The organism is Bacteroides sp. AM07-18, assembly GCF_003602695.1.
GTDB lineage: Bacteria > Bacteroidota > Bacteroidia > Bacteroidales > Bacteroidaceae > Bacteroides > Bacteroides uniformis.
Genome location: NZ_QTLM01000024.1, coordinates 15,416 through 31,526, shown reverse-complemented (window position 1 = coordinate 31,526; position 16,111 = coordinate 15,416). Strand labels below are relative to the sequence as shown.

The following is a 16,111-nucleotide window of genomic DNA, read 5'->3' as shown; positions in this document are numbered from 1 at the left end:
AAAGACTGACATGAAAATCACAAGGAGTATACTCTTAATCGCCTTCTTGATGCTGTTTTACCGAGCCTTCGGACAACCTGCCGAACGGCTGATTCGGATACAGATCACTCCCAATCATACAGACTGGCTATATAAGCCAGGCGAAAAAATAAAATTCAGCATTACGGTACTGAAAAACAACGTACCAATTCCTGACACAGAAATTCGGTACCAGATTTCAGAAGATATGATGAAGCCTCACAAAGAAGGCATATTGCAAGCTGAAAAAGGGACAGCCACGGTGGAAGCCAAAACAATGGAAAAACCTGGCTTTCTCCGTTGCCAAGCCTTTGTTAAATATGGAGGACGTGAATACCAAGGGATAGTAACCGTTGGAATCAATCCAGAAAAATTAAAACCTATCACATCATTGCCCGAAGACTTTCTAAATTTCTGGGAAACAGCAAAACTCCAGGCTCAAAAGACACCAATGGATGTACAAATGACCCTTGTACCCGAACGTTGTACAGAGAAAGTGAATGTATTCCATGTGAATATACAGAATTATGAATCCCATACACGCTTATACGGCATGCTGGCTATGCCTAAAGCAAAAGGTCGATATCCCGCAGTTTTAAAGCTACCAGGTGCAGGAATACGTTCTTATGCCGGAGATGTGGAACATGCTGCCAATGGCTGGATTGTTTTCGAAATAGGAATACACGGTATTCCGGTCAACATGTCAGGACCGGTATATACCAATCTCTATATGGGAGCATTAAAAGGGTACCACACGTTCAATCTGGATAATCGGGATAAATACTATTATAAACGTGTATATCTAGGCTGTGTACGTGCCATTGACTTTATTTATTCCCTACCACAATTCGATGGGAGCAATTTGATAACATTCGGCAGTAGCCAAGGAGGAGGATTGTCCATCGTGACAGCTGGACTTGATTCACGTGTCAAAGGACTGGTAGCCTTTTACCCTGCTCTTTGTGACATGGTCGGCTATATACATAACCGTGCCGGAGGATGGCCACACATGTTTAACAAGCAAGAAAATCAGACTGCAGAAAAGGCAAATACAGCACGTTATTATGACGCAGTTAATTTTGCACGCCAAATAAAAGTTCCCGGATTCTACTCATTCGGATATAATGATATGGTCTGTCCACCCACTACTACCTATTCTGCCTACAATGTAATTCAAGCACCCAAACAAATATTAGTATCCGAAGAAACGGCTCATTATGCCTACCCAGAACAATGGGCAGCCGCATGGAAATGGGTCGCTGATTTCTTTCAACAAAACAAATAAAAACTATAAGAATCATGAGAATACTTTTTTTTATTACAACACTGCTTTTCATCATCCCGAACATGTTCGGACAAAAGGAATATCGTCTGAACTCACCGGACGGCAAGTTGGAGGTTACCTTATATATAGGTGACCGGATCACTTACGAGCTGACGGAAGAAGGGCATACATTGGTAGCCCCCTCTCCCTTATCAGTACATCTGGATAATGGGACAGTCTGGGGCAACGGCTCCCATCTTAAGAGAGTCAGCCATCGCCAGGCAAATGAGGTGATTCCCTCTCCTTTCTACAAACGCAGTGAAGTAAAGGATGTCTATAATGAAATGACGTTAAGTTTCCGGGAACATTTCAACCTCATTTTCAGAATGTACAATGAAGGAATGGCATACCGGTTCGCAGCGACCGGAAACAGACCGTTCAAAGTTACAAACGAAGAAGCCGCCTTCAACTTCAACAAGGACTACAAATCGATTGTTCCTTATGTAAAAGATGGCGATAAACAACCGATAGAAGCCCAGTTCTCCAACTCTTTTGAAAACACCTATACACATATAGAGCTATCCGGACTGAACCCCCAAAGACTGATGTTTACCCCCGTAGTAATAGAGCAGGAAAACGGCCGTAAACTTTGTATTGCCGAATCCGACGTGGAGAGCTATCCGGGCATGTTCCTCATCAACAGGAACGGGGGAACAGCACTCACTTCCGCTTTTGCCGCCGTCCCCAAAACAAAAAAACAAGGCGGGCATAACCAACTGCAAATATTAGTCACAGAGCGTGAAAACTACATTGCTTCCTGCCAGCCAAAAGCCAAACTGCCCTGGCGCATCATTGTTGTGGCAAGAAATGACAAGGAGCTGGCAGATAACGATATGGTTTATAAGCTGGCTGCTCCATCACGCATGAAAGACATCTCATGGATACGTCCGGGCAAAGTGGCCTGGGAATGGTGGAACCATTGGGGAATCAAAGGCGTGGATTTCGAAGCTGGAATAAACAATGAAACATACATGCACTATATCGACTTCGCCTCCCGGCATGGCATCGAGTATGTGATTCTGGATGAAGGCTGGGCTGTCAACCTCAAGGCTGACCTTTTCCAAATTGTACCGGAAATTGATTTAAAAAAGCTCACGTCCTATGCCAGGCAAAAGAATGTAGGACTCATCCTTTGGGCAGGTTACCATGCCTTTGCCCGCGACATGGAACATGTATGCAAGCACTATTCCGAAATGGGCATCAAAGGATTCAAGATTGACTTTATGGATAGGGATGACCAGGAAATGGTAGACTTCCACTACCGGGCTGCCGAAATTGCCGCTAAATATAAGTTGATGGTAGACTTTCACGGCACGTACAAACCTACCGGGCTGAACCGCACTTATCCCAATGTCATCAACTATGAAGCCGTTCACGGGCTGGAACAGATGAAGTGGAGTGACATCCATACCGACCAGGTAACCTACGATGTCACCATGCCATTCATCCGTATGCTGGCCGGACCGGTGGACTATACACAAGGCGCCATGCACAATGCCAACAAACGGTGTTACCACTCCTCAATGGATACCCCAATGAGCCAGGGAACCCGTTGCCGCCAATTAGCTGAATATGTAGTATTTGAATCACCATTGAACATGTTGTGCGACAGTCCCACCAATTACGACCGTGAAGAAGAATGCACGGAATTCATCGCTGCCATCCCTACCGTCTGGGAACAAACAATAGCCATGAACGGAGAAATTGGAAAATACATCACAATGGCGCGCAGGAAAGGAGATGTCTGGTATGTCGGCTCCCTGACCAATTGGGATGCACGTACTCTGACACTGGACCTTTCTTTCCTCGGTGCAGGCAGATGGAAAGCGGAAATGTTTCATGACGGAGTGAATGCCAACCGCCTGGCTTCCGACTACCAAAAGACCGTCACAGACATTCCTGCATCCCGTAAACTGACCGTCAAAATGGCACAAGGAGGCGGATGCGCATTGAAAATATACAAAGAATAATCCATAGGCTTTTTAAACGTTAACTGATACATACGATTTATGAGAATTAAAAGATTAATGATTACTTGTTTGCTCACAGTGTCTGTACTGGGAGGCAAGTCACAAGCACAAGACTTATTGTCCAATGTTTACGGACGCGACTACCGGCTACTGAATGGGAAGTGGGGAGCCATTGTAGACCTTTATGACCAAGGGGAAAGGATGCAGGTGTACAAAAACAGAAAACCTCAGGACAACAAGCAATTTTACGAATACTCTTTCGACGGAGGTTTGGTCCTGAATGTACCTGCCGATTTCAATTCACAAATGCCCGAATTGAAATTTTATGAAGGGACTGTATGGTACGGACGCTCTTTCGATACCCCAAAGACTGACGGCAAACGTTTGTTTCTCTATTTCGGTGCGGTAAGTTACCGTAGCAAAATATATCTGAACGGGGAGAAAATAGCCAGTCATGAAGGCGGATTCACTCCCTTCCAGGTGGAAATCACAGATAAGGTAAAGCAAAAGGACAACTTCCTGGTGGTGAAAGTCAACAATACCCGCACCACGGATGCCATCCCTGCCATGTCCTTTGACTGGTGGAATTACGGCGGCATCACACGCGATGTAATGTTGGTAAGCGTTCCACAAAGTTACATCAAAGACCATTTCATCCAGTTGGACAAGGTACAATCCAACCTGATTCGTGCCAAAGTAACCTTATCCGAAGCAAAGCCTGGCATCAACGTGCAAGTCGCCATCCCCGAATTGGGCATCAGACAGAACATGACTACCGATGCCAACGGAATTGCCCGGGCCACTATCAAAACCAAAAAACTGCAACGTTGGTCACCGGATGCTCCAAAGCTGTATGATGTGACCATCACTTCGGAAAGTGACCGGCTCAACGAGCAAATTGGTTTCCGTAACCTTTATGTAAAAGGCGAAGATATCTATCTGAACGACCGGCCCATCTTCCTGCGCAGTGTCAGCTTCCACGAGGAAATTCCGCAACGCCGCGGGCGTGCCTTCTCAGAAGCGGACGCAACAATGCTGTTGTCCGAAGCCAAAGAGCTGGGTGCCAACATGATTCGTCTGGCACATTATCCACAAAATGAATATACTGTCCGCCTGGCAGAAAGAATGGGATTCCTTTTATGGGAAGAGATACCTATCTGGCAAGGGATTGACTTCAAGAATACCGCTACCCGTGAGAAAGCAGGCAGAATGATTAAAGAGATGGTGATGCGCGACAAAAACCGTTGTTCCGTTGCCTTTTGGGGGATTGCCAATGAAACAGCCACTTCCACCCCGCGCAATGAATTTCTGAAACACATGAAACAATGTTGCCTGGACATCGACTCAACCCGTCTGATTACGGCCGCCTTCGATTTGGTACGCTTCAACCGCGAAAGCCGGAACTTTGAGATGAATGACTCCATTATCAACATCCTGGACATGGTAGCCATCAACAAATATATGGGATGGTATCATGACTGGCCACTGGCTCCGGACCAGGCTGTCTGGAATGTAGCTCCCGGCAAACCTCTTTTCATTTCCGAGTTCGGAGGCGAAGCGCTCTATGGCAAACATGGCGACGCGGAAGTCAAGAGTTCTTGGAGTGAGGATTATCAGGCACAACTCTACAAGGACAATCTGGAAATGTTCAAGCATATCCCCAACCTGCGCGGAACATCGCCGTGGATTCTTTTTGATTTCCGTTCTCCCTTCCGTTTCCATCCACACCAGGGAGGGGAATGGAACCGTAAAGGACTGGTTTCCGACCAGGGACAACGCAAAAAAGCATGGTACATCATGCGTGATTACTATAACCAAAAGAAAACAGAACAATGAAGCACAAAATAAAACACTACATGGCTGCCCTCCTCCTGACCTCTATGGTCTGGAGCGGGCATGCCCAAGAAAAGAATGAAATGGACTTGTCCGGTGAATGGGCATTCCAGACAGATGTCATGGACTTCCGGAGAGGTTCACTGGACGTACGTTACTGCCATCGCCTGCAGGAAAGCATCGTTCTGCCGGGAATTACAGATGACTATAAAATAGGCTACAAATCTCCTTACCGCCACCTGGATAGGCTGACCCGTGTCTACGAATATATGGGCCCCGCATGGTACCAGCGAGAAATAGAAATTCCTGCGGCATGGAAAGGCAAACGCATTTTCCTCTATTTTGAACGTACACACTGGCTCAGTTCGGTATATGTAGGCAAAGAAGAAGTGAGTAAAATAGACTACATCAGTATTCCCCACAACCACGAACTGACCCAATGGCTACATCCAGGCAAAAAAGAACTGATAACTTTCTGTATAGACAACCGCTACCAGTACGATACCCATAAATGGGACCATGCCCACTCCGAATTTACCCAAATAAACTGGAACGGAGTATTGGGCGAAATTAAGCTGGTAGCTGTAGACCCGGTCTATGTAGATGACATGCAGGTCTATCCGGACATCAAGAACAAAAGCATCAAAGTCAAAATGACTGTCCGCAACTGTACAGAACATACCGCCAGCGGCAAAATATCCTTCCACGTGACAGGAAAGGACTATAGACTACAAAAGGAAGTACCGGTAACAGTGACCGATTCCATTACTTATATCGAGGAAGAAATGTTTTTGGGTAAGGATATCCATTTGTGGAATGAGTTCCATCCCAATCTTTATACGTTGGACTGTAAGTTGACTTCCAGTGTAGAGGGCCAATCCTATGCGCATGAGAAAAGCACAACTTTCGGTATGCGCGAAGTAGAGGCCGGTGAGGACCATATCATCCTTAATGGCGAACCCATACACCTGCGCGGTACCGTTGAAAACGCAGTGTTCCCCAAGACCGGCTATGCTCCCGTGGACGATGCCTCTTGGGAACGTGTACTCCGTATCCTGAAAGAATATGGCATGAACCATATGCGCTTCCACTCCTGGTGTCCTCCTGCCGCTGCGTTCCGTATGGCAGATAAGCTGGGTGTCTATCTGGAGGTGGAAATGCCGATGTGGGGTAAAGATGCCCAACCCGATGAGAAGCGCTGGAATTTCTTCCGTCGCGAGCTGCGGGGTATCTTGAAAGAATATGGGAATCACCCTTCCTTCATTCTCTACTGTAACGGAAACGAAATTACCGGCGATTTCAGTTTCATAGAAGAGCTTACCGCCACGGCCCGCCAGTTGGATAACCGCCGTCTATACAGCGGTTCCACAGCCCGCACACGTGTCAAATCAGACCAGTTCTACATTACCCATCAGACTACCAAAGGACACATGGCCATCTACGAAGGACGCCCTTATACAAACTGGGACAAAAACAAGGAACTGGGAGTAGGCCTGCCCATCATCTCGCATGAATCCGGACAGCGGTGCATCTATCCCAATTTCGAGGAAATAAAGAACTTCACCGGCCCCGTACAAGCGCGTAATTTCGAGATATTCCGTGAACTGCTGGACAAGAACCACATGCTCGACCAGGCACATGACTTCTTCCGTGCTTCTGGAGCCTTGACCGCCATAGAGTACAAGGATGTCATAGAAGCCCAGTTGCGCACTTATCTGAAAGGCGGTTTCCAATTACTGTCTCTGAATGATTTTACCGGACAAGGATATGCACCGGTAGGCATTCTCGATCCTTTCTGGAATACCAAAGGGCTCATCACACCGGAAAAGTGGCGCGAGTTCTGTGCACCGACTGTTGCGTTGCTCCGTTTCGACAAACGCGCACTTTACAATGATGAAGTATTTGAAGGAAAAGCGGAAATATACAATTATGGACCTACCCTATTGAAAAACGCAAAAATCAATTGGAGTATCACCGACAGCAACGGTAAAAACCTTAAGAGCGGAAAACTGAAAACACAAACTGTCGGAAAGAACGGGGTATTTCCACTTGGCAGTTTCAGTTATGCATTGGACAATATCACTGAACCACAGAAGCTGACGGTCCATCTTTCTGTTGCACACGTAAAAAACAGCTGGGATATCTGGGTATATCCCCGTCATAGCAACTTAATGCAGTCCACTAGTGAAGTGCTCTACACCACAGTATTCGATGAAAAAGCAAAACAACACCTTGCCGATGGCAAGAAAGTGGTACTCTGCCCCAAACCTTCCAAAGTAAAAGGTCGTAAATCCGTGTTCCACAATCACTTTTGGAATCCGATAATGTTCAAATGGCCTCCTATGACCATTGGCTGTCTGATTCATGACGACCAGCCTATATTCGAGCATTTCATAACTTCCTACCATACTGACTGGCAGTGGTGGGACATTCTGGAAAATGCCAAGGTTATTGAGATGAAGGATGCTCCGGCAGCACTGCGGCCTTTCATACAAGTAATAGACCATTACGACAATAATGAAAAGCTCGGTATTGGTTTCGAAGCAAAAGTGAAGAAAGGCAGTCTACTGGTACTGGCCGTAGATACCCAGAAAAACATCAACGAACGTCCTGCCACCCAGCAATTGCTGGAAAGCATTGACCGCTACGTAAAGAGTGACAAATTCGCTCCACAAATTACCGTTGACGAGTCCTACATTGAATCATTCTTAAAGAAATAAATAAAGGAAATATGATGAAATTATTCTTGCTTTGGGCTCTTTTGTTGCTGCCGGTCGGACCGGCAGCAGCACAAGAGATAAAAATGTCACAAACAGCTCCATTGGAACAAGTTTATGGAGAAACTGTAGAAGATGATGCCTTACTGCCCATGAATGAACTGGATATGGATTTTGGCTATGCCCTCTATGAGACAACCGTTGATGTGGAAGAGGAGAATCCCACACTAACTATTGAAAACGTACGGGATTATGCTGTGGTCTATGCAGACGGCAAACTGCAAGGATATTTAAAAGATAGCAGTAAAAGTCTGAAAACCAATCTACCGATAGGTATACACAAACTTAGTATCTATACTGAAAATATCGGACGTATTACCTATGGCCCTGAAATTCTGGACAATTCAAAAGGTATCTACGGCAGCATAATATTGGGAAAGACAGATTTAGAAGGCTGGAAGATGACCCCATTGGAAATTAAGGAATGCGATGTGGCCGGAATAACTTTCAAAGAAGGTACCTCCTCCATCCCTTGCTTCCGTAAAGGTTGTGTCACAGTAAGCAATCCGGCACAAGAGACCTTTCTTGACGTGTCTGGCTGGGGAATGGGAGAAGTCTGGATAAACGGGCAATACTTGGGTGCCTACTGGGAAGAATATGCAGAAAAGACCCTGGAGATACCTGCCGGTGCTCTGATAGCAGGTAATAATGAAATAGTGGTATTTGAACTAAAAAATAACGAACAAGCTTCCATGACACTAACCGATAAGCCTATTTTCAAATAAGCCCTTGCATGTACTTGTTTATATTCCTTAAAAAAACGACCTTTGTGTAGGAGCAGATTCCGAAAAACGTGTCTTATTTAATGAGAATAGCATAATTATATATATCATGAAGAAACTAACATTTATCAGTTGCCTCCTTTTAAGTGGTTGCCTGGCCGGAGCAATGGCTGCAGACAAAAAGCAACCCATCTACAAAGATGCCAAAGCTCCCATTGAGGAGCGTGTAAATGACCTGGTCAGCAGAATGACACTGGAAGAAAAGGTACAACAACTCAACCAGTACACTTTGGGGCGGAATAACAACGAGAACAATCGTGGTGAGGAAGTAAAAAAAATTCCTGCCACATTAGGCTCCCTCATTTATTTTGATGAAGATGCCAATCTGCGTAACGAGGCTCAGAGAAAAGCAATGGAAGAATCACGTCTGGGTATCCCCATCCTTTTCGGATACGACGTCATCCACGGGTTCCGTACCATTTATCCCATCTCTTTGGGACAAGCATGTTCTTGGAATCCCCAATTGGTAGAACAAGCATGTGCCGTTGCCGCCCAGGAAGCACGCATGTCCGGGGTAGACTGGACTTTTTCCCCTATGATTGACGTGGCAAGAGACGGACGCTGGGGACGTGTTGCAGAGGGCTATGGCGAAGACCCTTATACCAATGCTGTATTCGGTGTCGCATCCATCAAAGGATACCAAGGTGAAGACATGTCCGACAGCAAGCGAGTAGCCGCCTGCCTTAAACATTATATCGGATACGGCGCTTCTGAAGCAGGACGTGACTATGTTTATACGGAAATCTCCAATCAGACTCTGTGGGACACCTATATTCCTCCCTATGAAGCTGGCGTAAAAGCCGGTGCCGCAACTTTAATGAGTTCATTCAATGACATCAGCGGCACTCCCGGAAGCGCCAACCATTACACGATGACAGAAATTCTGAAGAACCGTTGGAAACACGACGGCTTTGTTGTTTCAGACTGGTCTGCAGTACCGCAACTTATTGACCAGGGCCATGCTGCCGACCGCAAAGAAGCTGCCCGTCTGGCTTTCAACGCCGGCCTAGAAATGGACATGATGGGGCATTGCTATGACAGGCATATGGCAAAGCTGGTGGAAGAAGGTAAAATAAGCATGCAACTGGTGGACGATGCAGTAAAACGCGTGCTCCGTATCAAATTCCGCCTTGGACTTTTTGACAATCCCTACACCCCGACATCTACAGAAAAAGAGCGCTTCCTCCTTCCACAAAGCCTGACTATTGCAGAGAAACTGGCAGAAGAGAGCATTGTTCTACTGAAGAATGAAAACAAGGTACTCCCTCTGGCAAACGGGAACAAGCCAACTATCGCCGTCATGGGGCCTCTGGTAGAAAACTGTGCCGAGCTCCTGGGGTCATGGTATGGACATGGACATGCAGAAGATGTCCTCCCCATCAAAAAGGCGCTGGATGCAGAATTTGCAGGCAAGGCTGAACTGATTTATACCGAGGGTTGTGATTTCGACGGTAACGACACTTCCAAATTCAGTGAGGCACTGGCTGTAGCCCGGAAAGCAGATGTCATTCTACTCTGTATGGGTGAAAAGAAAAAGTGGAGTGGCGAAAACGCATCGCGTTCCATCATAGAACTGCCTGCCATTCAAGAGAAATTCATTGCTGAAATGAAGAAAGCAGGCAAACCGATTGTTCTGGTACTGGCTAACGGACGTCCTTTGGGACTCTCTAAAGTGGAACCTCTCTGTGACGCCATCGTTGAAATGTGGCAACCGGGAGTACCTGGCGGTAAACCATTGGCAGGTGTCTTGTCCGGCCGGGTAAATCCTTCGGGCAAGCTTTCCATTACTTTTCCACGTTCCACCGGACAGATTCCAATCTATTACAATCAGCGCAAAACAGCCCGTCCACAAAGTGGCAAATATCAAGACCTCCCCTCTACCCCACTGTATGAATTCGGATACGGCTTGAGTTATACCACCTTTAATTATGGTAATATCAACTTGCCCAAAGAAACCATCAGACGCGGTGAAAAGTTGGTAATGGAAATCCCAGTCACCAATGTAGGCAAACGTGACGGTGCAGAAGTGGTGCATTGGTTTATCTCAGACCCATTTAGCACGATTACCCGTCCATGCAAAGAGTTGAAGCACTTCGAAAAGCAACTAATTAAAGCAGGTGAAACACATATATTCCGCTTTGAAATAGACCCGATGCGTGATCTTGGTTTTGTAAATGCCAATGGTGAACATTTCCTTGAGAATGGAGAATATTATGTAATAGTGAAAGACCAGAAAGTAAAATTCACGGTTATAGATTAATCTTCTTTTTATATTGCAGGCCATCCTCCTTTCATCATTCTAAAAGACAGATGGCCTGCAATTTCTATTTTAGAACAAATAAGTATACTGTTCTCCTAAAAATTTCTTGATATGCTTCAAGGCTTTGGTTATTTGGGCCTCCACTGTCTTGACAGAAATACCCATTTCCCCGGCAATTTCTTGATTAGTCTTCCCTTCCTCCCTACTTTTGCGATAAACCTGCCCACATTTGTCTGGAAGGGAACAAACAGCTTCTTCAATCAATCGATTCAGTTCTTCCATCTCCACCGAAGTATCAGCAGCAAGAGCATATCCATATTCTTCTCCTCCCTCGATGGGAACCGTATCCTTTTCATCGCGTAAAGCATTCAGGCAACGATTACGTGCAGACTGGAAAAGATAAGCCTTGAATGAGATTTTAAGAGTCAAGTCGGCCCTACCCTCCCACAAATTCATAAAGATAGAAAGGGCCAGTTCTTCTATCTCCTGCTTGTCTCTCAGATAAAGGGACATGAAGCGGCAGAGTGAAACAAAATAAGTATCGAAAAGGTGCTTGAAAGCCTTCTCGTCATCTTGTTTGATTAACTGTAACAATAGGATATCATCTTCTGCAGGCATATCGAAGTTATATTAGATAAGGGCTTCTTGAGCGGCAAAGATACTAATATTATTTGTTCCTCGAAATTTATTAAAAAAATAATTGGAATCGGAATAAGGGTTAAACTCAAGTGATGTGTCATATAAGTGAAGGCCTATAAAAACATCATGATCATGAAAAAAAGTGTTCCTTGGAATTTAATCATTCCTAAGTTGAAACAGGAAATTTCCGCAGACGAAGAGCGGCAATTGGAGACTTGGTTACGCAGCAGTAACAACGAAGCGTTATTCAAGGAATTGCAACTGTTATGGGAAAAAATTCAGGCAAATGTAGAAAACTACACGCCCAATACCGAATATTATTGGAATGAACTTGCCAACCGTATGCACGCCAGCGAGCCTAAGCAGACTGAAAAACCTGCAAAGAAACGCTTCGAACTGAAACGGATATACCGCTACGCAGTAGCTGCATGTATAGCTGTTGCCATCGGTTGCTCATTCTACATAGGATTCCTTAACGGACAGCCTGAAGCCATGCCGCAGTTATACTCTAATTTGTCGGGTAAGTCTAAGGTTCTCCTTCCTGACGGAAGCGAAGTATGGATGCATACAGAGACCTCTTTGCAATACGAATCACAAATGAATAAGGATGAGCGTATCGTAAATGTAACTGGTGAAGCTTACTTCGATGTAGCACACGATGCTGACAAACCTTTTATCGTGCAGACAGAAGGTATGCGTATCGTAGTTCACGGAACCAAATTCAATGTCGATGCATTCCCCGGTTCGGAAAATACATTGGTGAGTTTGGTAGAAGGGTCCGTCTCTTTGGAAACCGAGACAGAGAACCGTTTCCTCAAACCGGGCGAAACAGCTACTTTTAATCGGAAAACCCTGACACTTAAGGTAGAAAAAGATGATGTACATTTTGCCTCTTCGTGGGCAAATACACAACTCGTATTCAGAAACCGTTCATTGGGAGACATTTGCAAACTGCTTTCTAAATGGTATCGGGTAAAGATAGACGTGGATCCTACATTATCCAATAAATATTTCTATACGTTTACGTTGCGTAGCGAACCGCTGGACGAAATACTCCGCATCATGGCACGCATCCAACCTATGAAATATACCTTTAACGAAGAGAATGAGTTGACAATTTCGTTTGCAGACACAAAACAAAAAGTAAAATGAAACAGTAACAAAATTAAAAACTTATGCCAAACAAATGAGAAATGCACATTATTTAATAATTAACGAAAAGTAAACACCTACATTAATCTTTAAATTTAAGACAATTATGGATATAAGAAAACAACTCATCATTCTTATACTGGTATTTCTATGTGCCCCGGTTTCTGCACAAAAGAAAGAGAAACTGATCACACTGAAGTTCACAAATATCCCATTATCAGAGGCTATGCCAAAAGTGGAAAAGCAAAGCGGATACACTTTCTTCTATGAATCGCAGCAAATAGACATCAAACAGAAAGTCAGCTTGAATGTTAAGAATGAAACTATTAATAAGACAATAACAGCCTTATTGAAAGGGACCAATGTTAAATTTGAAATCGACGCAACACACATTATTTTATATACCGGAAAGAATAACAAGGCAATATCCGGACAACCACAGAACATCTCTGGTACAGTAATTGACGAAAGTGGTGAACCGATTATCGGAGCAAATGTCATGGTGGAAGGAACCAGTACTGGTGTCATTACAGATCTTGACGGAAAATACACAATCAACGCACCGGCAGGGAGTAATCTCAAAATCTCCTATATCGGTTATGTGACACAGACTGTAAAAGCTGGTAGAAACAGTACCGTAAAGTTAGTGGAAGACAGTAAAACACTGGCAGAAGTCGTGGTAATCGGCTATGGTACACAGCGTAAGTCCGACCTGACTGGAGGTCTGGTATCAGTAGACCAGAAGAAACTGAACATGATAAATAGCAGTAACTTGATGGACCGTCTCGCAGGACAAATTCCGGGCTTAAGCGTAACTACTGGTGATGCGAAACCGGGGGCAGACCAAACCCTCCGTGTACGTGGTGAAAACTCATTAAGTGCTGACAATGCACCGCTTATTGTATTGGACGGTATTCCTTACAATGGTTCTTTGAGTGATATTGACCCAAACATCATCGAAAGCCTTAGTGTCTTGAAAGATGCTTCCGCAGCAGCTATCTACGGCTCACGCGGTTCCAATGGTGTTATCTTGATTCAATCAAAGAAAGGCAAGAAAGGTGCACCCCAAGTTACATACAAAGGGCAGTTCAGAATGTCGCAACCCCAACAGACTATTGATGTGATGACTCCAGACGAATACATCACATTTAAACAAGACATTGCACGCCTGAAAGATGGATGGAGCGGAGACCAATTGGCTCCTGAGAATATTCTGAGTGCCAGCGAACTTATAAATTACAAGAAAGGCGTTACAAACGACTGGCAGGACTATATTTTCCGCAATGCATTTACCATGGAACATCAAGTAGGCATTTCCGGAGGTACTGAAAGCACCACTTATATGGGGGCAGTTTCCTATCTGGATCAAGAAGGTGTAGTCTACAATTCTGCTATGAAACGTTACAATATCAATTTGAATGTCACACAAGTATTAAACAAATGGCTGACTATTGGTATACAGACCCAATTTATTCAAAGAGATGGCGGTGGTATAACCCCGAATATTGAACATGCTGTAAAGCAAAGTCCTTATGGTATCTACAAAGATGAAAACGGCAAGTATTATGAAGAACCTATGGACCAATCCCTGATTATTAACCCGATGGCCAATGTCAATGCCGACCAAGATCAAACAAGACGTAACTTCTTCATCAACACCTATGCTGACATTCTGTTGCCGGTAAAAGGTCTTTCAGCCCGTACAACCTTTGGTTACAACTATCGTAGCGACTTTACCGGCACATACTATGGCCGTGACACCAAAGACGGTAGAACAGCCAGCGGAAAAGCCAGCATCAACAATGAACACTACTGGGATTACACTTGGGAAAATCTGCTCAAATATAATCGTGAATTTGGCAAGCACCGTTTCGACGCTACAGGTTTGTTCAGTGTACAACAAACTCAGAAAAAGACTTCCAAGTCAAGCGCCGAAAGTTTTGTAAACGATGATTCCAGTTATCATAACATCAATGCAGGTGAAAAGAATAAAACCGTAAGTTCTGGTTTATCAGAAACCTCGATGCTGTCTTATATGCTTCGCTTGAATTATTCATATGCAGGAAAATATATGTTGACCCTGACCGGACGTTCCGACGGTTATTCTGCCTTCGGTGCAAACAACAAGTATGCATTCTTCCCGTCAGTGGCTGCTGCATGGAACATTGCTTCCGAAAGTTTTATGGAAAATGCACAAAACTGGCTGGACCAATTGAAGCTCCGCGTATCTTATGGTTCTAACGGTAACCAAGCCATCAACCCCTATCAGACATTGGACCGTCTGCACCTCACAAACTATATCTGGGGTGACGGTGGAGCAGGTGTCAACGGTGCTTATCTGGCCAACGACGGTGTCGGAAATCCGAATCTAAAGTGGGAAACAACCCAAACATTCAACGTCGGTATCGACTATTCATTCTTCAACGGCCGTATCAACGGTAACATTGAAATGTATGTCGCCAACACAAAAGACTTGCTGATGAAACGTACTGTTCCTATCATGAACGGCTATAAAACCATTTGGGATAATGTGGGTAAAACACGCAATAAAGGTGTTGAATTTACCTTGAACACCGTCAACATACGTAATAAGGACTTCGAATGGAGCACCGGAATCATCTTTTCACTGAACCGTGACAAGATTGTAGACCTACATGGTGACAAAAAAGATGATATCACCAATAAATGGTTCATCGGCAAACCCTTGCGAGTTTACTACGACTATGACGTCGACGGCATCTGGCAGGAAGGTGACAAATTCACCTATACCACAGCAGACGGTACAGAAAAAGAGATCCAAAAAGGTGCCAAACCAGGTTCTGCCAAAGTGAAAGATGCAGACGGAAACGGTTATATTGACTCCAATGACAAAGTTATCATCGGTTCAAAGAATCCAAGCTTCCTCATGTCTATGAGCAATACATTGACTTACAAGAACTTTTACTTGTCATTCTTACTGAATGGAACCTTCAAAGTTACACGTGAGTTGAACGAAGCCAATATCGGAAGTTGGAGTTACAACTTATACAACTATCTGCATAATGCCGATTACTGGACACCGGAACACACCAATTCCAAATATGCTTCTCCAGCATATAACAACTTCGACGGACACAGCTATTACAAAGACTTTACATACATCCAAATAAAGAATATCACTTTAGGATACAATTTTGAAAAGAATTTTGTAAAGAAATTGGGACTGAGCGGTTTGGGAGTCAATATCAGTGTGGAGAATCCTTATACATTCTGTGACATACGCAGCGTATTGAACTATGACAACAGTTGGTTTGCCTCTTACCCGACTGCACGTTCCTACGTACTTGGACTGAACTTATCATTCTAAACTTACTTAA

9 protein-coding genes are annotated in these 16,111 nt (G+C 44.5%); 8 read left to right on the top strand and 1 reads right to left on the bottom strand.

Translation table 11 applies throughout. The annotated features are described in order from the left end of the window. Positions 1 to 10 precede the first annotated feature (10 nt). From DW096_RS18490 to DW096_RS18465, 6 genes are all read left to right on the top strand, one after another. Complete coding sequence (locus DW096_RS18490) at positions 11 to 1,303, top strand: acetylxylan esterase (protein ID WP_057281577.1); 1,293 nt, start codon at positions 11 to 13, stop codon at positions 1,301 to 1,303. A 14-nt stretch (positions 1,304 to 1,317) separates the two neighbouring features. Beyond that, on the top strand, positions 1,318 to 3,312 hold the full coding sequence (locus tag DW096_RS18485) for a glycoside hydrolase family 97 protein (RefSeq protein WP_057281576.1): 1,995 nt from the start codon (positions 1,318 to 1,320) through the stop codon (positions 3,310 to 3,312). 39 nt (positions 3,313 to 3,351) lie between these two features. Next, positions 3,352 to 5,148, top strand: coding sequence for a glycoside hydrolase family 2 protein (locus DW096_RS18480; protein WP_057281575.1), 1,797 nt, complete (start codon positions 3,352 to 3,354; stop codon positions 5,146 to 5,148). Next, entirely contained in the window at positions 5,145 to 7,865 is a 2,721-nt protein-coding gene (locus DW096_RS18475) for a sugar-binding domain-containing protein (protein WP_118931027.1), read from the top strand. The genes DW096_RS18480 and DW096_RS18475 overlap by 4 nt, the downstream gene beginning before the upstream one ends. An 11-nt stretch (positions 7,866 to 7,876) precedes the next feature. Then, positions 7,877 to 8,647, top strand: a complete 771-nt coding sequence (locus DW096_RS18470) for a hypothetical protein (protein ID WP_057281573.1) — start codon at positions 7,877 to 7,879, stop codon at positions 8,645 to 8,647. Between the two features lie 106 nt (positions 8,648 to 8,753). Next, positions 8,754 to 10,964 carry a glycoside hydrolase family 3 N-terminal domain-containing protein gene (locus tag DW096_RS18465; RefSeq protein ID WP_057281572.1) on the top strand — a complete coding sequence of 737 codons (2,211 nt, stop codon included), beginning with the start codon at positions 8,754 to 8,756 and terminating at the stop codon, positions 10,962 to 10,964. Positions 10,965 to 11,033: 69 nt separating this feature from the next. Here the strand turns inward: DW096_RS18465 and DW096_RS18460 are convergent, their stop codons facing one another. Then, positions 11,034 to 11,582 (bottom strand): RNA polymerase sigma-70 factor, encoded by a 549-nt coding sequence (locus DW096_RS18460; protein WP_005829791.1) that lies wholly within the window; start codon positions 11,580 to 11,582, stop codon positions 11,034 to 11,036. 153 nt (positions 11,583 to 11,735) lie between these two features. On the opposite strand from DW096_RS18460, the gene DW096_RS18455 reads away from it, so the two are divergent. Both DW096_RS18455 and DW096_RS18450 read left to right on the top strand, forming a co-directional pair. Next, positions 11,736 to 12,755 carry a FecR family protein gene (locus DW096_RS18455; protein WP_016273122.1) on the top strand — a complete coding sequence of 340 codons (1,020 nt, stop codon included), beginning with the start codon at positions 11,736 to 11,738 and terminating at the stop codon, positions 12,753 to 12,755. 106 nt (positions 12,756 to 12,861) lie between these two features. Beyond that, positions 12,862 to 16,101, top strand: coding sequence for a TonB-dependent receptor (locus DW096_RS18450; protein ID WP_120028837.1), 3,240 nt, complete (start codon positions 12,862 to 12,864; stop codon positions 16,099 to 16,101). The last annotated feature ends 10 nt before the right edge of the window (positions 16,102 to 16,111 follow it).